The organism is Streptomyces sp. NPDC002958 (genome assembly GCF_055563255.1).
Genome location: NZ_JBVHDS010000003.1, coordinates 421,577 through 443,422, shown reverse-complemented (window position 1 = coordinate 443,422; position 21,846 = coordinate 421,577). Strand labels below are relative to the sequence as shown.

The following is a 21,846-nucleotide window of genomic DNA, read 5'->3' as shown; positions in this document are numbered from 1 at the left end:
GCGGCGGGATGCTCGGATGAGCATTCTCTTCATAGTTTTGGCGGTGACATGGTGAAGCGGGCGTTCACCTGGGCGTAGACGGTCTGGCGTTGCGGTTCGAGGTCGAGGGCCGGGGCGGGTTCGGCCGCTGCTCCGCCGTAGGCCGCGCGGCCTCGGACGCCCCCGGGTGGGGCGGGCATGGCTATGGCCGGGGCGGCGTTCTCCGCGCCGAGGTCGGCGAGTTCGACCAGGGCGGTGAGGTGGGCGCCGAGGGCGTCGGCATATTCTCGGGCGCGTTGGACGGCTTCGCGTACGGCTTGGCGGCGGGCGTTCGCGTGGGCGGGTGAGTCGGGGCGCAGGCCCCACCAGGGGCCGTTGACGCGCGTCATGTCGAGGTCGGCGACGCGGGTGGTGAATTCGCCCAGTGCGGTGAAGTCGCCGAGCACGGCGGTGACATGGACGCGGCCGTGGTAGGCGCGGATTTTTTCGTCGCGGCCGCGTTGGGTGAGTTCGGGGGTGATGGAGAATGCGCCGGTTTCGAGTTTTTCGACCGCTTGTCCGTAGGACCGTGCCAGTTCGAGGACGTGGTTGTTGCGGCGGGTGAGGTCTTCGAGGGCGGTGCGGCGGTCTTTTCCGCGGGCGCTGACGGTGATGCCGATGCGGGCGGTCTCGGGGTCGACTTCGAGGCGGGCCTCGCCCCGGACGGCGACGCGGGGGTGGTCGGGGGTGCCGTAGGGCGGCGGGATGTCGGTCATGGGTTCACCCTCGCATCCGGGTACGACAACGGGTGGTCATCAGATCGAAACCCGTAAGGGGTTTTGCCGGGTGTGTCTCCTGGGTCATCATCTACGCGCGTTGTGTACTGCGAGAACTGAGATGTGGGAGAACAAATGCCGCTGAACCGTAGGACGTTCCTGGGCACATCGGCGGCTGCCGGTGCCGGTGTGGCGATCGCTGGTGGCTCCGCCGTGCCTGCCGCGGCCCATGATCCTGGCCATGGGCACGGTCACGGACGTCCGTCGAAGCGGTACTCGTTCACCGTGATGGGGACCACCGATCTGCACGGGAACGTCTTCAACTGGGACTACTTCACGGACAAGGAGTTCGACGACAAGGCCCACAACGACGTCGGCCTGGCGAAGATCTCCACCCTTGTGGACCAGGTGCGCCGTGAGAAGGGCCGCCACAACACCCTGCTGATCGATGCGGGTGACACGATCCAGGGCACCCAGTTGTCGTACTACTACGCCAGGGTCGATCCGATCACGGCGAAGCGCGGCCCGGTGCACCCGATGGCGCAGGCGATGAACGCGATCGGCTATGACGCCGCGGCGCTCGGCAACCACGAGTTCAACTACGGCATCCCGGTGCTGCGGAAGTTCGAGGAGCAGTGCGACTTCCCGCTGCTGGGTGCGAACGCGCTGGACGCGAAGACGCTGCGGCCGGCGTTCGCCCCGTATTTCATCAAGAGGCTGCGTACCCCGCACGGTCGGGATGTGAAGGTCGCGATCCTCGGTCTGACCAACCCGGGCATCGCCATCTGGGACAAGGCGAACGTCAGCGGGAAGATGGTGTTCCCCGGTCTGGAGGAGCAGGCGGCGAAGTTCGTGCCGCGGCTGCGTTCCATGGGTGCGGATGTCGTGATCGTCTCGGCGCACTCGGGCCACAGTGGTACCTCGTCGTGGGGTGATCAGATTCCGTATGTCGAGAACGCTGCGGGTCTGGTGGCCGAGCAGGTTCCGGGTATTGACGCGATTCTGGTCGGGCATGCGCATCAGGAAATCCCCGAGTACTTCGTGGAGAACAAGCGGACCGGCAAGAAGGTGGTGCTCTCCGAGCCGTTGAAGTGGGGGCAGCGGCTGACGCTGTTCGACTTCGATCTGGTGTGGGAGAAGGGCCGTTGGGTGGTGGAGAAGGCGGGTTCGCAGGTGCTGAACTCCAACACCGTGGACGAGGACCCGGAGATCAAGAAGCTTCTCGTGGATGAGCACAAGAAGGTCGTGGCGTACGTCAATCAGGTCATCGGCACGTCCACGGCGGCGATGACGACGGCGGAGGCGGCCTGGAAGGACGAGCCGATCATCGATCTGATCAATGTCGTCCAGGCGGAGACGGTGAAGGCGGCGCTGGCGGGTGGTGCGTACGCGGCGCTTCCCGTTCTCTCGCAGGCGTCCTGTTTCTCGCGTACGGCGCAGATTCCGGCCGGGAATGTGACGCTGAAGGACGCGGCGGGGCTCTACCCGTTCGAGAACACCCTTGAGGCGCGGCTGCTGACCGGTGCGCAGGTCAAGGACTATCTGGAGTTCTCGGCCCGGTACTACGTGCAGACGGCGGCCGGCGTTCCGGTGGACACGGCGAAGCTGACGAACGCGGACAACACCCCGGACTACAACTACGACGCGGTGTCGGGTCTGACGTACGAGATCGACATCGCGAAGCCGAGCGGTTCGCGGATCGTGAATCTGTCGTTCGAGGGCGAGCCGATCGATCCGGCGGCGCAGTTCGTGCTGGCGGTGAACAACTACCGGGCGGGCGGCGGTGGCAATTTCCCGCATGTGGCGGGTGCCAAGCAGGTGTGGGCGAACTCGGAGGAGATCCGTAACACGATCATCTCCTGGGTGCAGGCGAAGGGTTCGGTGGACGGTGCGCAGTTCGCTTCGGTGGACTGGCGGCTGACGCGGGACGGTACGCCGGTGTTCTAGGCGGTTGCCCCTGGGGGTGTACTGGTGTGGGTGGGCGGCCGTCCTCTCCTTGTGGAGGGGGCGGCCGTCTTCTGTGTGTGTGGGGGGGCGGGTGTCAGTTGCCTTGGGCGAGGGGGATGAGGTCGGGGTTCTGGTTGGGGACGGGTGGGGCTTGGGGGGTGAGGCCGAAGGTGGTGAAGGCGGTGCGTTGTGGGAGGGGGTAGGCGTTGGTGTTGGTGAGGTTGTTGAGGATGGTGGCGCTGCGCCAGGCGGCGAGTCCGAGGTCGGGGGCGCCGACGCCGTGGGTGTGGCGTTCGGCGTTCTGTACGTAGACGTTGCCGGTGACGGTGGGGTCGAGGACGAGGCGGAACCGGTCGTCGATGCGGGGGCGGGCGGAGGCGTCGCGACGCATGTAGGGGTCGAGGCCGGTGAGGATGCGGTCGAGGGAGCGTTCGCGGTAGCCGGTGGCGAGGACCACGGCGTCGGTGGTGAGGCGGGAGCGGGTGTTCTGCTGGGTGTGTTCGAGGTGGAGTTCGATGCGGGTGTCGGCGAGGCGTCCTGCGGTGCGTACGGAGACTCCGGGGGTGAGGGTGGCGTCGGGCCAGCCGCCGTGGAGGGTGCGGCGGTAGAGCTCGTCGTGGATGGCGGCGATGGTGTCGGTGTCGATGCCCTTGTGGAGCTGCCATTGGTGGGGGACTAGTTCGTCGCGTACGGATTCGGGCAGGGCGTGGAAGTAGCGGCTGTAGTCGGGGGTGAAGTGTTCCAGGCCGAGTTTGGAGTACTCCATGGGTGCGAAGGCCTGGGTGCGGGCGATCCAGTGGAGCCTTTCGTGGCCTGCGGGGCGGGCGCGTAGGAGGTCGAGGAAGATTTCGGCGCCGGACTGTCCGGATCCGATGACGGTGATGTGTTGGGCGTCGAGGAGTGTTTCCCGGTGGTGGAGATAGTCGGCGGAGTGGATGACGGGGACGGATTCGGCTTCGGCGAGGGGTTTGAGGGGTTCGGGGATGGAGGGCTCGGTGCCGATTCCGAGGGCGATGTGGCGGGTGTGGGCGCGGCCGAGTGCTTCGGCTTCGCCGTCGGTGTCGAGTTGGGTGAAGTCGACTTCGAAGAGGCCGCGTTCGTTGTTCCAGCGGACGGCGTCGACCTGGTGGCTGAAGTGGAGGCCGGGGAGTTGGTCGCTGACCCAGCGACAGTAGGCGTCGTATTCGGCGCGCTGGATGTGGAAGCGCTCGGCGAAGTAGAAGGGGAAGAGCCGGTCGCGGCTGCGTAGGTAGTTGAGGAAGGTCCAGGGGCTTGCGGGGTCGGCGAGGGTGACGAGGTCGGCGAGGAAAGGGACTTGGAGGCTGGCCCCGTCGATGAGGAGGCCGGGGTGCCAGTGGAAGGCGGGGCGCTGTTCGTAGAAGGCGGCGGCGAGGGGACGGGGGTTGTCCGGGATGCCGTGGGCGAGGGCGGCGAGGGAGAGGTTGAAGGGGCCGATGCCGATGCCGACGAGGTCGTGTGGCTGGTCGGTCTCGGGGGTGGGCCGGTCGGTCATCGGGGGGTGCTGCCTTCCGCGAGGTCGTTGGAGAGGTGGTTGACGAGGTCGAGGAGTGTGCGGAGGTCGTCGGGGGTGGTGTGGGGGTTGAGGAGGGTGGCTTTGAGCCAGAGGCGGTCGTCTGTGTGGGCGCGGCCGAGTACGGCGTGGCCGCGGGTGAGGAGGGTGCGGCGGATGGTGGCGACGGTGCGGTCGTCGGCGCCGGTGGGGCGGAAGAGGACGGTGCTGATGGTGGGGCGGTCGTAGAGGTCGAGGGTGGGGGTTTTGGCGATGAGGTCGGCGAGGTGGTGGGCGGCGGCGACGGTGCGGTCGATGAGGTCGGCGAGTCCGGTGCGGCCGAGGGCCTGGAGGGTGACGGCGATCTTCAGGGCGTCGGGGCGGCGGGTGGTGCGCAGGGAGCGGCCGAGGAGGTCGGGGAGGCCGGCTTCGGTGTCGTCGTCGGCGTTGAGGTAGGAGGCGCGGTGGTGGAGTGCGTCGAGGTGGCTGCGGTCGGGGACGGCGAGGATGCTCGCGGATGCGGGTTGCCAGCCGAGTTTGTGCAGGTCGAGGGTGACGCTGTGGGCGCGGTCGAGGCCGTGGACCTTGCCTCGGTGGGTGGGGCTGAAGAGGAGGGGTCCGCCGTAGGCGGCGTCGATGTGGAGTTCGGCGCCGCGGGTGGTGCAGAGGTCGGCGATGTCGGCGAGTGGGTCGATCTGGCCGGTGTCGGTGGTGCCCGCGGTGGCGGTGACGAGCAGGGGACGGTGGAGTTCGGTGAGGGCTTCGTCGAGTGCGGCGAGGTCCATGACGCCTGAGGGGGCGGGGATGACGACGGGTGCGGGGAGTCCGAGGAGCCAGGCGGCGCGGGTGATGCTGTGGTGGGCGTTGGCGGCGCAGATGGTCTGTACGGGGCCGTTGCGTTCGCGGGCGAGCAGTAGGGCGAGTTGGTTGGCTTCGGTGCCGCCGGTGGTGACGAGTGCGTCGGGTGAGGGCTGGTGGGGGTAGATCTCGGAGGCGAGTGCGGCGGTGATGTCGGCTTCGAGGGCGGAGGCTGCGGGGGCCTGGTCCCAGGAGTCCATGGAGGGGTTGAGGGCGGAGGCTGCGAGGTCCGCGGCGGTGGCGAGGGCGAGGGGTGGGGTGTGGAGGTGGGCTGCGCAGAGTGGGTGTGCGGGGTCTGCGGCGCCTTCGGCGAGGGCGCCGACGAGGGTGCGCAGGGCGTCGTGGGGGCCGGTGCCGTGGTCGGGGATGACGGGGTGGGTGGCGGTGCGCATGCGGGGGGTGACGGCGTCGGGTCCGCCGGCGGGGAGGGGGCCGTCGCGTCGGTGGGCGCCGTCGTGGAGTGCGGTGAGGACGGTGTCGATGAGGGGGCGCAGGGCGGCGGGGCCGGTGGTGGATCCGGCGAGGGGCGGGGTGGGCATGGTGGGGGGGTCCTTCGGGTGCGGATGGGTGGGCATGGGTGGGCATGCCAGCTTGTCCGGGTTTTCGGGGGTGCGGCCGCAGAGCTCGGTGATCTGAACTCGAAAGGGGGATGTGGGAAAGCGCGGGTTTTCGTTGTCGGGGGTTCTGGTGGTATGGGTGTGGCGCCGGATATGGGTGTGCCCGGCGCCTCCCTGTGTGGTGGGGTAGCGCCGGGCACGGGTGGTGCGGTGTGTGGTTGTGGGTGGTTCTGGGGTTGTGGGTGGTTCTGGGGTTGTGGGTGGTTCTGGGGTTGGGGGTGGTTCTGGGGTTGGGGGTGGCGTGGGTCAGTGGGCGTCGCGTGCGGCGAGGGCGCGGCGCAGGTCGTCGGTCTGGTCGATGAGCTTGCGGCGCAGGGCCGGGGTGAGGGCCTTGTCGTTCAGGGCCCGTTCGCCGAGGTGGAGGCTGTCGGCGTCGACGGCGTACGCGGGGAAGGCGTGGCGGCCGGCGGCTTCGGCGATGGCGGGGCCGCGGCGGGCGGCGAGCCGGGTCGCCTCGGGGTAGTAGCGGGGCACGTAGTCCCGTACGAGGTCGGCCTGTTCGGGCTGCCAGAAGCCCTGGGCGGTGGCGGTGAAGAGGTAGTTGGAGAGGCTGTCGTCGTTGAACAGGGCGCGCCAGGCGGCGGCCTTGGCCTCGGGGGTGGGGAGGGCGGCCCGGCAGCGGGCGGCGCCTTCCTGTCCGGTGGCGCTGGGGTCCTGTTCGAGTTCGGCGGCGATGGCGGTCTCGTCGGTGGCGCCGAGGACGGCGAGGCGGGTGAGGATGCGCCAGCGCAGTTCGGGGTCGAGTTCGGGTCCGCCGGGGACGGTGCCGTTGGTGAGCCAGTCCTGGATGGTGTCGGGCTGGGTGGCGGCGTCGATGAGGTGGCGTACGGCGATGAGGCGCAGGCCGGGGTTGTGGCCGTCCTCGGTGCGGCGGATGAGGTCGCGGCACAGGGCGGTGAGGGTGGCGAGGGCTGCGGGGCGGTTCTCGGGGGCGAGGTAGCGGTCGGCGATGTGGGTGTCGGCGAAGGCGAGGACGCCCTGGGCGAGGGCGAGGTCGGTCTCGTGCGGGAGGTGTGCGCGGGCCGCTTCGAGGTAGGTGGTGGGGGCGAGTTCGCCGTCGCGGACCATGTCGCGGGCGGTGTTCCAGACGACGGCGCGGGTCAGCGCGTCGGGGATGCCGGACAGGTAGCGTACGACGGTGTCCCAGGAGTTGGCGTCGAGGCGGACCTTGGCGTAGCTGAGGTCGCTGTCGTTGAGGACGACGAGGGCGGGGCGTGGGCCGGACAGCGCCTTGGCGGTGCCGGTCCGGGGGACGTCGATCTCGAACCGGTTGCGCAGCACGAGGCGGTCGGGGCCGACGTGGGCGTCCGGGGCGTGGTCGTACGCGCCGACGGCGATGCGGTGGGGGCGGGTGCCGTCGCGGTCGACGGTGAGGGACCACATGCCGTCGGACTCCTCGACCCGGGAGGTGAGGGTGTCGACTCCGGTGGTGCGCAGCCAGGCGTCGGCCCAGGCGTGGACGTCGCGGTCGGTGGCCGAGGCGAGGTTGTCGATGAAGTCGGCGAGGGTGGCGTTGGCGAACTTGTGGCGGGCGAAGTGCGTGTTGATGCCGGCCAGGAAGTCCTTCTCGCCGAGCCAGGCGACGAGTTGGCGCAGGGCGGACGCGCCCTTGGCGTAGGAGATGCCGTCGAAGTTGAGCATCGCGGACGCGGTGTCGGGGACGGCGGCGGGATCGGGGGCGACGGGGTGGGTGGAGGGGCGCTGGTCGGCGTCGTAGCCCCAGCCCTTGCGGGCGACGCCGAAGTCGACCCAGGTGTCGGTGAAGCGGGTGGCCTCGGCGAGGGTCTGGTAGCCCATGTATTCGGCGAAGGACTCGTTGAGCCAGATGTCGTCCCACCAGGCGAGGGTGACGAGGTCGCCGAACCACATGTGGGCCATTTCGTGGGCGATGACCATGCCGCGGGTCTGGCGCTCGGTGTCGGTGACGGCGGAGCGGTAGACGAACTCGTCGCGGAAGGTGACGAGTCCGGGGTTCTCCATGGCGCCCGCGTTGAACTCGGGGACGAAGGCCTGGTCGTAGGAGTCGAAGGGGTAGGGCTCGTCGAACTTCTCGTGGAAGCGGTCGAAGCAGGCGCGGGTGATGTCGAGGATCTCGTCGGCGTCCGCGTCGAGGTACGGGGCCAGGGAGCGGCGGCAGTGGATGCCGAAGGGCAGTCCGGCGTGCTCGGTGGTCACGGAGTGCCAGGGTCCCGCGGCGACGGCGACGAGGTAGGTGGAGATCAGCGGGGTGGCGGCCAGGGTCCAGCGGCCGTCTTCCCGGTGCTGGGCGATGCCGTTGCCGAGGACGGTCCAGCCTTCGGGGGCGGTGACGGTGAGCTCGAAGACGGATTTGAGGTCGGGCTGGTCGAACGCGGCGAAGACGCGCTGGACGTCCTCCATGAACAGCTGGGTGTAGACGTACGTTTCGCCGTCGGTCGGGTCGGTGAAGCGGTGCATGCCTTCGCCGGTGCGGGAGTAGCGCATGGCGGCGTCGACGCGCAGTTCGTGTGTGCCGGCGGTGAGGGCGGTGAGCGGGAAGCGGTTCTCGACGAGGTCGGCGGGGTCGAGGGGCTGTCCGTCGAGGCTGATCGAGCGCAGGGTGGCGGGCTTGAGCTCGACGAACGTGTCTCCGGCCGCGGCTGCGGTGAACTGGATGACGGTGCGGGAGTCGAAGGTCTCCTCCCCTCCGGTCAGATCGAGGTCGATCGTGTACCGGTGTACGTCGAGGAACTGGGCTCGGGTCTGCGCTTCGTCGCGCGTCAGTACGGACATGCGCCCATGCTGCCGTACGACGTGGGCGGGGCGCAGGCGGGTTCTCCCAGGGCTGATCGAACCCGGCCGGACTCTTACGGGGTTCTTACGGGGCCGGGGCCGGGGGCTCGGTGTGGAGCCCGGCGGAAGCGCGGTGGGTCGGCCTGGTGGGCAGATGTGTGGGCGGACCTGTGGGCAGACCCGGTGGGCAGATGTGTGGGCGGACCTGTGGGCAGACCCGGTGGGGCCTTTGAGCCGGCGGCGGCGGAGGACGTGTAGTTCGAAGCGATGAACGGGGTTGCCGAACCGTGCGTCGGTCGCTCGCGTGGTGCGGGGCGGCGGGTCGTAGGGGTCGCGCCATAGCCCTCGGCCCCGTTCACGGCCCGGCGCCGGTGTCCCCGTTCGTCGCTGACTCCTCCGCGATCCGTTCATGGTGGCGGATCACCTCCGCCACGATGAAGTTCAGCAGCTTCTCCGCGAAGGCCGGATCCAGATGCGCGCTCTCCGCCAGCTGTCTCAGCCGGGCGATCTGTCGGCTCTCGCGGGCCGGGTCGGCAGGGGGGAGCTGGTGGGCGGCCTTGAGGTGGCCGACCTGCTGAGTGCACTTGAAGCGCTCGGCGAGCATATGGACAACAGCGGCGTCAATGTTGTCGATGCTCTGCCGCAGCCGGTTCAGTTCCGCGCTCACGGACTCGTCGATGTCCCTCGTGGTCATGGTCAGTGAGCTTAGACCGACCGGCACATGGGGGGTGGGAGTAGGAGTGGTGCTGGGTGCGTGCAGCTGCAAGGCGGAGGAGGGAGGCAACGCGAAGGGGGTCCCCCCATGCCTTTAAGGCTATGGGGAGTTGTTGACGACGACAACGCCGCAGATGCGCGTGCCCAGCACCGCGACGCCGCCTCCCATTGCCGGTCGGTCTCAGACGGCCGGGCCCAGGGGGGTGATCGTCGGTGGGTGTTCCGGGTCCGGGACCTGGTCGCTCCAGCCGCCCGGGACGCTGCGGCCCTGCTGATCGCGGAACCGGACCGGGGCGGTGCCGACCCGGCGGGCGAAGAGGCGCGAGAAGTACGCCGGGTCGTCGTAGCCCACACGTCGGGCGATCGCGGCGACCGGCAGGTCGGTGGCGGCGAGGAGCTCCTTGGCACGGCCGAGTCGGATGCCGAGGAGGTAGTCCTTCGGGCTGCAGCCCGCGCCTCGCCGTACCGCCGTGCGCAGTTCGGCGGGTGTCATTCTGTGCCGGGCCGCGTGCTCGGCGATGGAGAGCGGCTGGAAGGCGTCGCGGGCCAGGGCCTGCAGGACCGGGTCGCCGTCGGGGCTGACATCGGCGCGGGCCCGGCGCAGGGCGACGAGGAGTTCGTGCACGGCGGCGCCGGTCTCGACCTCCAGCAGCGGGTTGCCGCGCCGCGCCGCGCGTACCATCCGCCCCACTGCTGCGCGGGGGCCCGCCGTGTCGGCGAGCGGGACGAGCGGGCGGTCGGGTTCGATGTAACCGAGCTCGGTGTACGTGGCGGTGGCGGGGCCGGTGAAGTCGACGAAGCTCTCGTCCCAGCCGGTGCCCGGATCGGCGCCGTAGTGGTGCGGGGTGCCGGGGGTCAGCCAGATCAGGCTGGGCGCGATGACGGGCACCCGGCGGCCTTCGGAGCCCGTGAACCAGCCGCTGCCGGAGTTGATGACGACGGCCACATGGTGGTCCAGGGTGCGCGGGCCGACCGTCGGCAGTGCGCCGTGCTGCAGCCCCACGCCCAGGCAGACGAGGCCCAGCCGGTGGTGGAGCGGGCTGGGAGTGAAGAAGCGCATCCAGGTGTGGTACATCGGCTTTCCTTCCTCTCCCTTTTTTCTCTGCGTTGGCCGGAACATTTCGTGTCCGAACAATTGTGTCCAAACAGCAGTGATCTTTGTCCATGGACCGGCCGCACACCAGGGGGCGACGGTTGGTTGCACCATTCCTCTCGGGTTCGCCCGCTCCGTGGTGCGTGCCGTCGTGCGATCCCTGGGCGGCGCGGCCCCGGGAGACCGCATGCACAGGAGAGTACGAGCACGATGGCTGACTTCACCGTGGGGGACGACCACTTCCGGCTCGACGGGAAGCCCGTACGGCTGCTGTCGGGGGCGCTGCACTATTTCCGGGTCCACGAGGCGCAGTGGGACCACCGGCTGTCCATGCTGCGCGCCATGGGTCTCAACTGTGTCGAGACGTATGTGCCGTGGAATCTCCATGAGCCGCGGCCCGGCCGCTTCCGGGACGTGGCGGCGCTGGGCCGGTTCCTGGACGCGGCGCAGCGGGCCGGGCTGTGGGCGATCGTCCGCCCGGGACCGTACATCTGTGCCGAGTGGGAGAACGGTGGTCTGCCGGCCTGGGTGACGGGGCGGTTCGGGCGACGGGTGCGGACCCGTGACGAGGAGTACCTGGGTGCCGTGGAGCGGTGGTTCACGGCACTGCTGCCGCACGTGGTGCAGCGGCAGATCGGACGCGGCGGCCCGGTGATCATGGTCCAGGCGGAGAACGAGTACGGGAGTTACGGCACCGATCGGGTCTATCTGCAGCGGGTGGCCGGGATGCTGCGGGAGCGCGGGGTGACGGTGCCGCTGTTCACCTCCGACGGGCCGGAGGACCACATGCTCACCGGCGGCTCCGTGCCGGGACTGCTCACCACGGTGAACTTCGGATCGGGTGCTCGGGAGGCGTTCGAGGTGCTGCGCCGCCATCAGCCGAAGGGACCGCTGATGTGCATGGAGTTCTGGTGCGGGTGGTTCGAGCACTGGGGTGCCGAGCCGGTCGTACGGGATCCGGCGCAGGCCGCCGACGCGCTGAGGGAGATCCTGGAGTGCGGAGCCTCGGTGAACATCTATATGGCGCACGGGGGGACGAACTTCGCCGGGTGGGCGGGCGCCAACCGGTCCGGTCCATTGCAGGACCAGGATTTTTTGCCGACGGTGACGTCGTACGACTACGACGCGCCGATCGACGAGTACGGCCGCCCCACGGAGAAGTTCTGGCTGTTCCGCGAGGTGCTCGCCGCCTACGCGGACGGGCCGCTTCCGGAGCTTCCGCCCGAGCCTGCCGGGCTTGGCGCGCCGGTACGGGTTGAGCTGACGGAGTGGGCTCCGCTGACCGCCGTGCTGGAGGCACTGGGTGACGAGGAATCGGCACCCTCAGGCGCTTGGCCGACCTTCGAGGAGCTGGGGGTCGACCGGGGCCTGGTCCGCTATCAGGTCGGGGTTCCGGGGCCGCGTCGCCCGTACGCCCTGGGTGTGGCGGGTCTCCGGGACCGGGCCGTGGTGTACGTGAACGGTGTCCCGGAAGGCGTGCTGAGCGAGGAGAACGGCTCCCTGGACGAGCCGGTGGCCGGGCCTGCGGAGGTCGAGCTATGGGTGGAGTCGCTGGGCCGCGTCAACTACGGGCCACGGCTCGGTGAGCCCAAGGGGATCACCGGCGGGGTGCTGCACGAGCGGCAGTTCCTGCACGGTGTGCGGGCACGGGCACTGCGGCTGGAAGCGTTCGAGGAGCCGGAGGCGGTGGCGGGGGTGGCCTTCGGGAGCGTCGAGGGAGCCGGGCGCACCGGACTGTTCCGGGGGACGTTCGACGTCGCGGGGGTGGACGGAACCGGGCATGCGGGGCTCGAACTGCCGGGCTGGACACGCGGGTTCGTGTGGGTGAACGGCTTCTGCCTGGGGCGGTACTGGTCGGCGGGTCCGCAGCGGACGCTGTACGTACCGGGGCCGGTGCTGCGGGAGGGCGCCAACGAGGTGTGGGTGCTGGAACTGGAAGGTGCGGGCGCACCGTACGCGGAGCTGGGCCCGGGGGTGCCCATCCGGACGGGCACCCCCGGGGATGTTCGGATGTGAGTCGGACCCCGCCGCGGCAGGCACCGGGGTCGGGGCCGGAGTCGGAGCGTGGCTGCCGCGGCGGCGAACGTCGAGACCTCGCTGTACACACCCGGGTAGCCGGGCTGGGCGCAGCCCTGGCCCCTGCTGACGATGCCCACCTGGATCCAGGCTCCGGCGTCGTCCTTACGGAACATGGGTCCGCCGGAGTCGCCCTGGCAGGTGTCCACGCCGCCCGTGTCGATCAGCCCGGCACAGACCTCCATAAGCTTCACTTTTCGGCCAAGATCACCTACGTCGTTGCGGCTACAGTGAAGGCCGGTCGGACGTCGCGGACGGGGGGTGGGCACGTGGCGGACAGCCGGGACGACAGCCAGGACCACGGCCGGGGCGGCGGAAGCCCGGTGGCCCACGGCTTCCCTCATCTCGACACCGTCCGGTCCGCGATCACGGCGCTGTACCGGAGGCTGTCGTACGACGGTGTCCGCGGCTACACCACGAGCCTCTCCCCCGCCGACGCCGCCTTCTCCGACCAGGACGATCTGTACCTCGGTACCCAGCGGGTGGCGCGGGCCATGGTCCAGCATCTGCATCTGCCGGACGCCCGGATGATCGTCGGCTTCCGGGCAATGGAACACGCCGCCGGTGTCGAACTCGCCGCGGGTCCCGAGTACTTCATCGAACTCAACGACCGCTTCCGCACCCACCGCAGGGACATCGGCGCCGCGCTCTCGCACGAGATCATGCATGTGCTGCTGCACCGCCTCGGCCTGGAGTTCCCCGGTACGCGCGACAACGAGATCCTCACCGACACCGCGACGACGTACCTGGGCGCGGGCTGGCTGCTGCTGGACGCCTTCCGTGAGGATGCCGTCTCCAGCCAGAAACTCGGCTATCTCACCCCGGAGGAGTTCGGATACGTCCTCGCCAAGCGGGCGTTCGCCTTCGACGAGGACCCCTCCCCGTGGTTCACGAGTCCGCAGGCGTACACGGCCTACACGAAAGGACGTGCGCAGGCCCTGCACGACACCCGGAAGCCGCCCCTCGCGGCCGCCGGCTGGGCGGGCCGCCGCCGGTACGTCAAGGACCGGCGGTACGCCCAGGACCATCCGGGTGCGGGTGCGCCCCCGGGCCCCGACGCCCCGTACGCCTTCGAGAGCGGCCCGCAAGGACTCCGGGTCTCCTTCGCCTGCCCCACCTGCCACCAGCGCATCCGCGTTCCGGTGCGCGGCCGGGTGCGGGCCCGGTGCGGGTTGTGCCGGACGGTCCTGGACTGCAACACCTGAACCGTGCCGCCGTAACGGGGTTCGGCACCGGGGGCTCCGTCCCCGAACCCCCGCTCCTCAATCGCCGGAGGGGCTGGATTCCGCCCCGTACACCGGCCGCGCCGCCTCCGCCTCCGCGAGCAGCCCGCGTGCCGTCTCCCCCGCCTCCACCGGCGCCCACCGCGCACCCCGGTCCGCGGTGGGGCCGGGCCGCCAGCCCTCCATGACCGTGATCCGGCCGGCCTCCGCCTCGAAGACCCGCCCGGTCACCCCGTCGCTCACGGCCGAGCCGAGCCACACCACCAGCGGGGACACGTTCTCGGGAGCCATCGCGTCGAACTCCCCCTCCCCTGGTGCCGCCATCGCCTCCGCGAACGTCCGTTCGGTCATCCGGGTCCGGGCCGCCGGGGCGATGGCGTTGACCTGGACCCCGTACCGCCCCAACTCCGCGGCGGCGACGAGCGTCAGCCCCACGATCCCCGCCTTCGCGGCGGAGTAGTTGCCCTGTCCGACGCTCCCGAGCAGCCCCGCGCCGGAGCTGGTGTTGATCACGCGTGCGACCGGCGCGCGTCCTGCCTTCGACTCGGCCCGCCAGTGCGTGGCCGCGTGCTTCAGCGGCAGGAAGTGGCCCTTCAGATGGACCCGCATCACCGCGTCCCAGTCGTCCTCGTCCAGATTCACCAGCATCCGGTCACGCAGGAATCCGGCGTTGTTGACCAGTGTGTCCAGCCGCCCGAAGGTCTCCAGCGCGGCAGAGACCAGCGACGCGGCTCCCTCCGCCGTGGCGATGTCGCCGCCGTGAGCGACCGCTTCACCGCCCGCCGCCACGATCTCGTCGACCACCTGCCGGGCCGGACCGGCCGAGCCTCCGTCGCCGTCGGGGCCTACACCGAGGTCGTTGACCACGACCTTCGCCCCCTCGGCGGCGAACGCGAGCGCGTGGGCCCGGCCGAGCCCACGCCCGGCACCGGTCACGATCACGACGCGCCCGTCGCACAGCCCACCGACGCCTCCTCCGTCGATTCCCCCGATGTCTCCCCCTTCGCTTCCCCTGTCCCGTCCGTCGCTGCTTGCGGTCATCACACATCTCCTTGTTGGCGATGCGGGGGCAGGCTGCTACCTTCCACACCTAACAAATGTTTGGTGGAAAGGTAGCTGATTCGCCCATGGGTGTCTCCACCGCAAGTCCCGGCAAGGGCATCTCCCTCGTCACGGTCGACTACCCGCCCGTCAACGCGCTCCCCGTACAGGGCTGGTACGACCTCGCCGACGCCCTCCGCACCGCGGGCCGCGCCCCCGGGGTCCGCTGTGTCGTGCTGGCCGCCGCCGGGCGCGGCTTCAACGCGGGCGTCGACATCAAGGAGATGCAGCGCGACACCGGGCACGACGCCCTGATCGGCGCCAACCGCGGCTGCTACGAGGCGTTTTCGGCCGTGTACGAGTGCGAGGTCCCGGTCGTCGCCGCGGTGAACGGCTTCTGCCTCGGTGGCGGTATCGGCCTCGTCGGCAACGCGGACGCGATCGTGGCGAGCGACGACGCGACGTTCGGCCTGCCCGAACTGGACCGGGGCGCACTCGGCGCCGCGACCCATCTCGCCCGGCTCGTGCCGCAGCACCTGATGCGCGCGCTGTACTACACCTCGCGCACCGCCACCGCCGCCGAACTGCACGCCCACGGCTCGGTCTGGAAAGTCGTACCGCGCGAGGAACTCCTGGACTCCGCACTGGAGTTGGCGGGCGAGATCGCTCGTAAGGACGGGTATCTGATCAGGCTGGCCAAAGCCGCCATCAACGGCATCGACCCGGTGGACGTACGCCGCAGCTACCGCTTCGAACAGGGCTTCACCTTCGAGGCCAATCTCAGCGGTGTCGCCGACCGCGTCCGCGACACCTTCGGCAAGGAGGCATGACCGTGACCGGAATCCGTACCGACACGAGGTCCGACAAGACGATGACCACACAGGACGTCGTCTCCCGGCTCAGCAGCGGAATGACGATCGGCATCGGCGGCTGGGGCTCGCGCCGCAAGCCGATGGCGCTGGTCCGGGCGCTGCTCCGCTCCGGAATCACCGATCTCACCGTGGTCTCGTACGGCGGCCCCGATGTCGGCCTGCTCGCCGCCGTCGGCAAGATCCGCAAGCTGGTCGCGGCCTTCGCCACACTCGACTCGATCCCGCTCGAACCCCACTTCAGGGCGGCTCGCCAGCGCGGCGCGTTCGAACTCGTGGAGGTCGACGAGGCCATGTTCATGTGGGGGCTGCACGCCGCCGCGAACCGGCTGCCGTTCCTCCCCGTCCGCGCCGGCATCGGCTCGGACGTGATGCGGGTCAACCCGCACCTGCGCACGGTCACTTCACCCTACGCGGGCGGCGAGGAGTTCGTCGCGATGCCCGCCCTGCGGATGGACGCGGCGCTGGTCCACATGAACCGGGCCGACCGGTTCGGCAACGGCCAGTACCTCGGCCCCGACCCATACTTCGACGACCTGTTCTGCGAGGCCGCGGACACCGCGTACGTCTCTTGCGAACGCCTCGTGGAAACCGCCGAGTTGACGGAGAATGCCGCCCCGCAGACCCTCCTCGTCAAACGGCACTCCGTCACCGGCGTCGTCGAGACCCCGAACGGCGCGCACTTCACCTCCTGCGTCCCCGACCACCCGCGCGACGAGGCGTTCCAGAAGGCGTACGCGACCGCGGCCGCCGACCCTGACGCCTGGGCGGCCTTCAGTGACCGCTTCCTGCCCGCACAGGGCGACGAGAAGAGCTATCAGTCAGCCGTCCAGACCTGGCACGAGGAGCAGAAGTGAGCAACCGGAGCGTGACCCGGGCCGAGTACTGCGTGATCGCCTGCGCCGACGCCTGGCGCGACAACGGGGAGGTGCTCGCCAGCCCCATGGGACTCGTCCCGTCCGTAGGCGCCCGGCTCGCCAGGCACACCTTCTCGCCCGATCTGCTGCTCACCGACGGCGAGGCGCTGATCGTCGACCCGGACGGCACGACGGAGGGCTGGCTGCCGTACCGCCAACACCTCACCATGGTCACGAGCGGCAGGCGTCACGTGATGATGGGGGCGAGCCAGATCGACCGGTTCGGCAACCAGAACATCTCCTGCATCGGCGACTGGGAACAGCCCGCCCGCCAGCTCCTCGGCGTACGCGGTGCCCCGGTCAACACCCTGAACAACCCGGTCAGTTACTGGGTGCCCAAGCACTCCACCCGGGTCTTCGTCGAGCGCGTCGACATGATCTGCGGAGTCGGCTACGACAGTGCCGCTGCGGCCGGCCCATCGGCGACCCGCTACCACCGCATCCCGCGCGTCGTCACCGATCTCGGCGTCCTCGACTTCGCGACCCCGGACCGCTCGATGCGCCTCGCCTCGCTGCACCCCGGCGTCACCGTCGACGAGGTCCGCGTGGCCACCGGCTTCGCGCTCACGATCGCGGACGACGTCCCGTACACCCGGGAGCCGACCCCCGAGGAACTGCGCCTGATCCGCGAGGTCATCGACCCGAAGGGCACCCGGAACCGCGAGGTCGGGGTCTGATGCGGACGGCGCTCACGGACCTCGTCGGCGTCCGCCACCCCATCGTCCAGACCGGCATGGGCTGGGTCGCGGGCCCCCGTCTGGTCTCCGCCACGGCCCGGGCGGGCGCGCTCGGCATCCTGGCCTCCGCGACGATGACCGTGGAGCAGCTGCGGGCAGCGGTGCGGGAGGTCAAGTCCCGTACGGACGAGCCGTTCGGCGTCAATCTGCGCGCCGACGCCGGTGATGCGCGCGAGCGGGTACGGATCGTCATCGACGAGGGCGTGAAGGTGGCGTCCTTCGCGCTGGCCCCCTCGAAGGAGCTCGTCGCCGAGCTGAAGGACGCCGGCGTGGTCGTGATCCCGTCGGTCGGTGCCCGGCGCCATGCCGAGAAGGTCGCGGCGTGGGGCGCGGACGCGGTGATCGTGCAGGGCGGCGAGGGTGGCGGGCACACGGGTGAGGTGGCAACCACCGTGCTGCTGCCCCAGGTCGTCGACGCGGTGGACATCCCGGTGATCGCGGCGGGCGGCTTCCACGACGGCCGGGGGCTGGTCGCGGCGCTGGCGTACGGGGCGGCAGGCATCGCGATGGGTACGCGGTTCCTGCTGACGTCGGACTCGACCGTGCCGGACGCGGTGAAGGCCCGCTATCTGGCGGCGGGCGTCAAGGACGTCACGGTCACGACGGCGGTGGACGGGCTCCCGCACCGGATGCTGCGCACGGAGATGGTCGCGGCGCTGGAGAACGCGGGCCGGGCCCGGGCGTTGGCCCAGGCGGTGCGCCGGGCGGCCGGTTTCAGGCGGATCTCCGGGATCGGCTGGTCCCGGATGGTGCGCGACGGTCTTGCGATGAAGCACGGCAACGACCTGTCCTGGAGCCAGGTCCTGCTGGCCGCCAACACCCCCATGCTCCTCAAGGCGTCCATGGTCGACGGCCGCACGGATCTGGGCGTGATGGCATCGGGCCAGGTGGCGGGCCTGATCGAGGACCTGCCCAGCTGCGCGGAGCTGGTGGAACGGGTGATGGCGGAGGCGTACGCGGCGCTGGGCGCGGTGTCGGGCGCCATGAGCCCGTCCGGCGATTGAGGAGCAGGGTGCGGCGCAATTCAAGCCCGGGTCCGTCCGGTTGCCGTCCTGTCGTCAATCTCCCCCATAGCCTGAAGGACATGGGAGGAGTGCCTCGACGGGCTTGACATGCCGACGATCGAGGACGGAACGGTGACCGGACGAATCCGGTCACCGCATGTCATCCGTACCGCTACGCGGCCCTGCGGCCACGCCCCGCCGCGGCACCGCCGCGTCCGGCACCGGACGATCGCCCGGCCCCGGCACCGCGTGCCTCGCCACGGCCACCACCGGCACCGGCAGCACCACGAGCCGAGCCACCCGTACCACCGCCACGGGCGGAGGAACCCCCCGTACCGCGGCCTTCACCGGCGCCGCCCTGCCCGGCACCACCGCGCCGGCCCCGGCCGCGGCTGCCCGAGCGGAAGCCGGAGCCACTCGCCGCGGCCCCGCCCGACCGCGTGCGCGGCTTCGGCGGGGTCGGCTGCGGGACCTCGATGACGATCGCGACACCGGACGGCTCACGGGCCCCGGTGATCCGGGTGAGCTCCTCGTCACCGGACTTGATCCGAGTGGTCCGCGGAGCGATACCCGCATCGGCCATCAGCCGGGTCATCTCCCGCTTCTCCTCGGGCAGCACCAGGGTGACGACACTGCCGGACTCCCCGGCACGCGCCGTGCGTCCGCCGCGGTGGAGGTAGTCCTTGTGGTCGGTCGGCGGGTCCACGTTCACGACCAGGTCCAGGTCGTCGACGTGGATGCCGCGCGCCGCCACATTCGTCGCGACGAGCGCGGTGACCTGGCCGTTCTTGAACTGGTCCAGCGTCCGGTTGCGCTGCGGCTGCGAGCGCCCGCCGTGCAGGGCGGCAGCCCGTACACCACTGGCCAGCAGCCGCTTGGCGAAACGGTCGGCGGCACGCTTGGTGTCCACGAACATGATCACCCGGCCGTCGCGGGCGGCGATCCTGGTGGCGACGGCCTTCTTGTCGGTCTCGTCGGCCACGTGCAGCACATGGTGCTCCATGGTGGTGACCGCGCCCGCGGACGGGTCGACCGAGTGCACGACGGGGTCGGTCAGGAACATCTTGACCAGCCGGTCGATGTTCTTGTCGAGCGTCGCGGAGAAGAGCATCCGCTGACCGTCCGGCTCGACCTGCTTGAGCAGGGCGACGACCTGTGGCATGAAGCCCATGTCGGCCATCTGGTCGGCCTCGTCGAGGACGGTGATGGCGACCTGGTCGAGGCGGCAGTCGCCGCGCTCGATGAGGTCCTTCAGCCGTCCGGGCGTGGCGACGAGCACCTCGGCGCCACGGCGCAGCGTGCCGGACTGCTTGCTGATCGACATGCCGCCGACGACAGTGGCCAGGCGCAGGTTCACGGATGTCGCGTACGGCGTCAGCGCATCGGTGACCTGCTGGGCGAGCTCGCGGGTCGGGACGAGAACGAGCGCGAGCGGGGCGCGCGGCTCGGCGCGCCGTCCGGCAGTGCGGGCCAGCAGCGCAAGGCCGAAGGCGAGGGTCTTGCCGGAGCCCGTACGGCCGCGGCCGAGGATGTCCCGGCCGGCGAGCGAGTTCGGCAGGGTGGCGCCCTGGATCGGGAACGGGTCGGTGACGCCCTGCGCGGCAAGCGTTTTCAGCAGGGCTGCGGGCATGTCCAGCTCGGCGAACGCCTCGACGGCGGGCAGTGCGGGGGTCATGGTTTCGGGCAGGGCGAATTCGCCCTGCGGCGGCGTGGCCCTGCGGCGGGGCGACGCCTTGCCGGATCCCTTGCCGGAACCCTTGGCGGTTGCCATTGCCGGGGCCGTGCCGCGCCCCCTCGACGGGCGGTTGCGGGCGGGTCGGTCCTGGCGTTCGGAGCGGGTCATACGGAATTGCCCTCCTGGGGGATTCCTAGGGATTCCTGGGAACTGCGTGGGACTGCGTGGGACTGCTGGGACTGCTGGGGAGCACTGCGGGACGGCACACTTCTTTCACCATGTCCCGGGGACAGCACAAGCCGGGACCCGCACCTTCACGGTGCGGGCCCCGGCTGCGAGGTACGCGTCCGACAATTAGGCCGGGACGATGTTCTCCGCCTGCGGGCCCTTCTGGCCCTGCGTGACGTCGAAGGAGACCTTCTGACCCTCCTGGAGCTCACGGAAGCCCGAGGTGGCGATGTTGGAGTAGTGGGCGAAGACGTCGGCGCCGCCGCCGTCCTGCTCGATGAAGCCGAAGCCCTTTTCCGAGTTGAACCACTTCACGGTTCCAGTAGCCATGTCATTCTCCTAAAAGAGGTGCAGTGCCGGAAATCCGCACTTTACGAATTCCAAGTCGCCGCATTGAGCCCCATCCGGAGAAAGCCGGAAAACAATAATGCGCCTGAGGAAGCATTCCCGTCAGGCGCACATAATGTTCATGGGTACCAAAACTGCAACTCGGCAACCTTAGCACGTTCTGTCGGCCTGCGGTGGAACACGCCGCGCCGCCGGCCGGCAGATTTTTATCCGCATCCCTGGGGGCAACCGGCTCGGAGCGAGCTCGGACAGGCTGCCGAAACCGTTCCCGGAGCCTGTCCGAGCGGTCCGGTGACCTGGTCAGGGGCCGGGTCGGGGGTCAGAGCCGTTCAATGATCGTCACGTTCGCCTGACCGCCGCCCTCACACATGGTCTGCAGCCCGTAGCGGCCGCCGGTGCGCTCCAGCTCGTGCAGCAGCGTCGTCATCAATTTTGTACCGGTTGCGCCGAGCGGGTGACCCAGGGCGATCGCGCCGCCGTTGACGTTGACCTTGTCCGGGTCGGCTCCGGTTTCTTTCAGCCAGGCCAGGACGACCGGGGCGAATGCTTCGTTGATCTCGACCAGGTCGATGTCGTCGATGGTCATTCCGGCCTTCTTGAGCGCGTACACGGTGGCCGGGATCGGCGCCGACAGCATGCGGATCGGGTCCTCGCCGCGCACCGAGAGGTGGTGGATGCGTGCGCGTGGGGTGAGGCCGTGCTCGGCCACGGCACGCTCCGAGGCGATGAGCATGGCCGCGGCCCCGTCGGAGACCTGCGAGGAGCAGGCGGCGGTGATCGTGCCGCCGTCCACGACCGGCTTGAGGCCCGCCATCTTCTCCAGGGTGGTGTCGCGGCGCGGCCCCTCGTCGGTGGTGACGTCACCGTAGGCGATGGTTTCGCGCGCGAAGCGGCCCTCGTCGATGGCGCGGATCGCACGTTGGTGGGAGCGGAGTGCGAACTCCTCCATGTCCTGGCGGCTGATGCCCCACTTCTCGGCGATCAGCTGGGCACCGTGGAACTGGTTGACCGGCGCGTCGCCGTACCGGGCACGCCAGCCCTCGCTGCCCGCGTACGGGCCCTCCGTCAGGCCGAGGGGTTCGGCGGCCTGACGGGAGGCGAAGGCGATCGGGATCTGCGTCATGCTCTGGGTGCCGCCCGCGACGACGAGGTCCTGGGTGCCCGAGAGGATGCCCTGGGCGGCGAAGTGCACGGCCTGCTGGGAGGAGCCGCACTGGCGGTCGACGGTGACGCCGGGGACCTCCTCGGGCAGTCCGGCCGCCAGCCAGCAGGTGCGGGCGATGTCACCGGCCTGCGGTCCGACGGTGTCGAGGCAGCCGAAGACCACGTCCTCGACGGCCGCCGGGTCGATTCCGGTCCGCTGGACGAGGGCCTTGATGACATGGGCGCCGAGGTCGGCGGGGTGGACCGAGCCGAGTCCTCCCTTGCGCCGGCCGACCGGAGTGCGTACCGCTTCGACTATGTATGCCTCGGCCATGACTGCTGCTCCTCGTCCTCGTAAGGC

The 21,846-nt window shown here is 70.2% G+C and carries 17 protein-coding genes and 1 pseudogene; 7 read left to right on the top strand and 11 right to left on the bottom strand.

Annotated features, from left to right (window positions below; genetic code table 11):
- Positions 1-29 precede the first annotated feature (29 nt).
- The gene (locus ACZ3IC_RS08355; RefSeq protein ID WP_467413820.1) at positions 30-734 is read right to left on the bottom strand and encodes an SIMPL domain-containing protein; all 705 of its coding nucleotides are present in this window, start codon (positions 732-734) and stop codon (positions 30-32) included.
- A gap of 135 nt (positions 735-869) precedes the next feature.
- On the opposite strand from ACZ3IC_RS08355, the gene ACZ3IC_RS08350 reads away from it, so the two are divergent.
- Positions 870-2,681 carry a bifunctional metallophosphatase/5'-nucleotidase gene (locus ACZ3IC_RS08350; RefSeq protein ID WP_467413817.1) on the top strand — a complete coding sequence of 604 codons (1,812 nt, stop codon included), beginning with the start codon at positions 870-872 and terminating at the stop codon, positions 2,679-2,681.
- Positions 2,682-2,775: 94 nt separating this feature from the next.
- Here ACZ3IC_RS08350 and ACZ3IC_RS08345 read toward each other — a convergent pair whose 3' ends face one another.
- The 5 genes from ACZ3IC_RS08345 to ACZ3IC_RS08325 form a co-directional block, all read right to left on the bottom strand.
- Positions 2,776-4,194, bottom strand: a complete 1,419-nt coding sequence (locus ACZ3IC_RS08345) for a lysine N(6)-hydroxylase/L-ornithine N(5)-oxygenase family protein (RefSeq protein ID WP_467413814.1) — start codon at positions 4,192-4,194, stop codon at positions 2,776-2,778.
- Positions 4,191-5,588 (bottom strand): pyridoxal phosphate-dependent decarboxylase family protein, encoded by a 1,398-nt coding sequence (locus tag ACZ3IC_RS08340; protein ID WP_467413813.1) that lies wholly within the window; start codon positions 5,586-5,588, stop codon positions 4,191-4,193. The genes ACZ3IC_RS08345 and ACZ3IC_RS08340 overlap by 4 nt, the downstream gene beginning before the upstream one ends.
- 324 nt (positions 5,589-5,912) lie before the next feature.
- Complete coding sequence (gene pepN, locus ACZ3IC_RS08335) at positions 5,913-8,417, bottom strand: aminopeptidase N (RefSeq protein ID WP_467413812.1); 2,505 nt, start codon at positions 8,415-8,417, stop codon at positions 5,913-5,915.
- A gap of 355 nt (positions 8,418-8,772) precedes the next feature.
- Positions 8,773-9,111 (bottom strand): chorismate mutase, encoded by a 339-nt coding sequence (locus tag ACZ3IC_RS08330; protein WP_467413810.1) that lies wholly within the window; start codon positions 9,109-9,111, stop codon positions 8,773-8,775.
- 201 nt (positions 9,112-9,312) lie between these two features.
- Positions 9,313-10,206, bottom strand: a complete 894-nt coding sequence (locus tag ACZ3IC_RS08325) for a helix-turn-helix domain-containing protein (RefSeq protein WP_467413809.1) — start codon at positions 10,204-10,206, stop codon at positions 9,313-9,315.
- 228 nt (positions 10,207-10,434) lie between these two features.
- Here ACZ3IC_RS08325 and ACZ3IC_RS08320 point away from each other — a divergent pair, with 228 nt between their 5' ends.
- Positions 10,435-12,240, top strand: coding sequence for a glycoside hydrolase family 35 protein (locus ACZ3IC_RS08320; protein WP_467413808.1), 1,806 nt, complete (start codon positions 10,435-10,437; stop codon positions 12,238-12,240).
- Between the two features lie 47 nt (positions 12,241-12,287).
- Here ACZ3IC_RS08320 and ACZ3IC_RS08315 read toward each other — a convergent pair.
- Positions 12,288-12,644, bottom strand: a pseudogene (locus ACZ3IC_RS08315) (trypsin-like serine protease); the annotation flags it as partial.
- Between ACZ3IC_RS08315 and ACZ3IC_RS08310 the strand changes: the two are divergent.
- A complete protein-coding gene (locus tag ACZ3IC_RS08310) occupies positions 12,570-13,505 on the top strand; it encodes a hypothetical protein (RefSeq protein WP_467413805.1) in 936 nt (311 codons plus the stop codon). The pseudogene ACZ3IC_RS08315 and the gene ACZ3IC_RS08310 overlap by 75 nt on opposite strands.
- A 57-nt stretch (positions 13,506-13,562) precedes the next feature.
- Here ACZ3IC_RS08310 and ACZ3IC_RS08305 read toward each other — a convergent pair whose 3' ends face one another.
- Entirely contained in the window at positions 13,563-14,564 is a 1,002-nt protein-coding gene (locus tag ACZ3IC_RS08305; RefSeq protein ID WP_467413804.1) for an SDR family oxidoreductase, read from the bottom strand.
- An 86-nt stretch (positions 14,565-14,650) separates the two neighbouring features.
- On the opposite strand from ACZ3IC_RS08305, the gene ACZ3IC_RS08300 reads away from it, so the two are divergent.
- Genes ACZ3IC_RS08300 through ACZ3IC_RS08285 form a run of 4 tightly spaced genes read left to right on the top strand, consistent with a single transcriptional unit; the run spans position 14,651 to position 18,091 of the window.
- Positions 14,651-15,394, top strand: a complete 744-nt coding sequence (locus ACZ3IC_RS08300) for an enoyl-CoA hydratase family protein (protein ID WP_467413803.1) — start codon at positions 14,651-14,653, stop codon at positions 15,392-15,394.
- The gene (locus tag ACZ3IC_RS08295) at positions 15,391-16,290 is read left to right on the top strand and encodes a CoA transferase subunit A (protein ID WP_467413801.1); all 900 of its coding nucleotides are present in this window, start codon (positions 15,391-15,393) and stop codon (positions 16,288-16,290) included. The genes ACZ3IC_RS08300 and ACZ3IC_RS08295 overlap by 4 nt, the downstream gene beginning before the upstream one ends.
- Complete coding sequence (locus ACZ3IC_RS08290) at positions 16,287-17,027, top strand: CoA-transferase subunit beta (protein ID WP_467413800.1); 741 nt, start codon at positions 16,287-16,289, stop codon at positions 17,025-17,027. Before ACZ3IC_RS08295 ends, ACZ3IC_RS08290 begins: the two co-directional genes overlap by 4 nt.
- A complete protein-coding gene (locus tag ACZ3IC_RS08285) occupies positions 17,027-18,091 on the top strand; it encodes an NAD(P)H-dependent flavin oxidoreductase (protein WP_467413799.1) in 1,065 nt (354 codons plus the stop codon). The genes ACZ3IC_RS08290 and ACZ3IC_RS08285 overlap by 1 nt, the downstream gene beginning before the upstream one ends.
- A 172-nt stretch (positions 18,092-18,263) precedes the next feature.
- Here ACZ3IC_RS08285 and ACZ3IC_RS08280 read toward each other — a convergent pair whose 3' ends face one another.
- From ACZ3IC_RS08280 to ACZ3IC_RS08270, 3 genes are all read right to left on the bottom strand, one after another.
- Positions 18,264-19,934: a DEAD/DEAH box helicase gene (locus ACZ3IC_RS08280; protein ID WP_467413797.1), complete on the bottom strand. Its 1,671-nt coding sequence runs from the start codon at positions 19,932-19,934 to the stop codon at positions 18,264-18,266.
- Positions 19,935-20,120: 186 nt separating this feature from the next.
- Positions 20,121-20,324: a cold-shock protein gene (locus tag ACZ3IC_RS08275; protein WP_003969786.1), complete on the bottom strand. Its 204-nt coding sequence runs from the start codon at positions 20,322-20,324 to the stop codon at positions 20,121-20,123.
- A 337-nt stretch (positions 20,325-20,661) separates the two neighbouring features.
- On the bottom strand, positions 20,662-21,819 hold the full coding sequence (locus tag ACZ3IC_RS08270) for an acetyl-CoA C-acetyltransferase (RefSeq protein WP_467413795.1): 1,158 nt from the start codon (positions 21,817-21,819) through the stop codon (positions 20,662-20,664).
- Positions 21,820-21,846 lie beyond the last annotated feature (27 nt).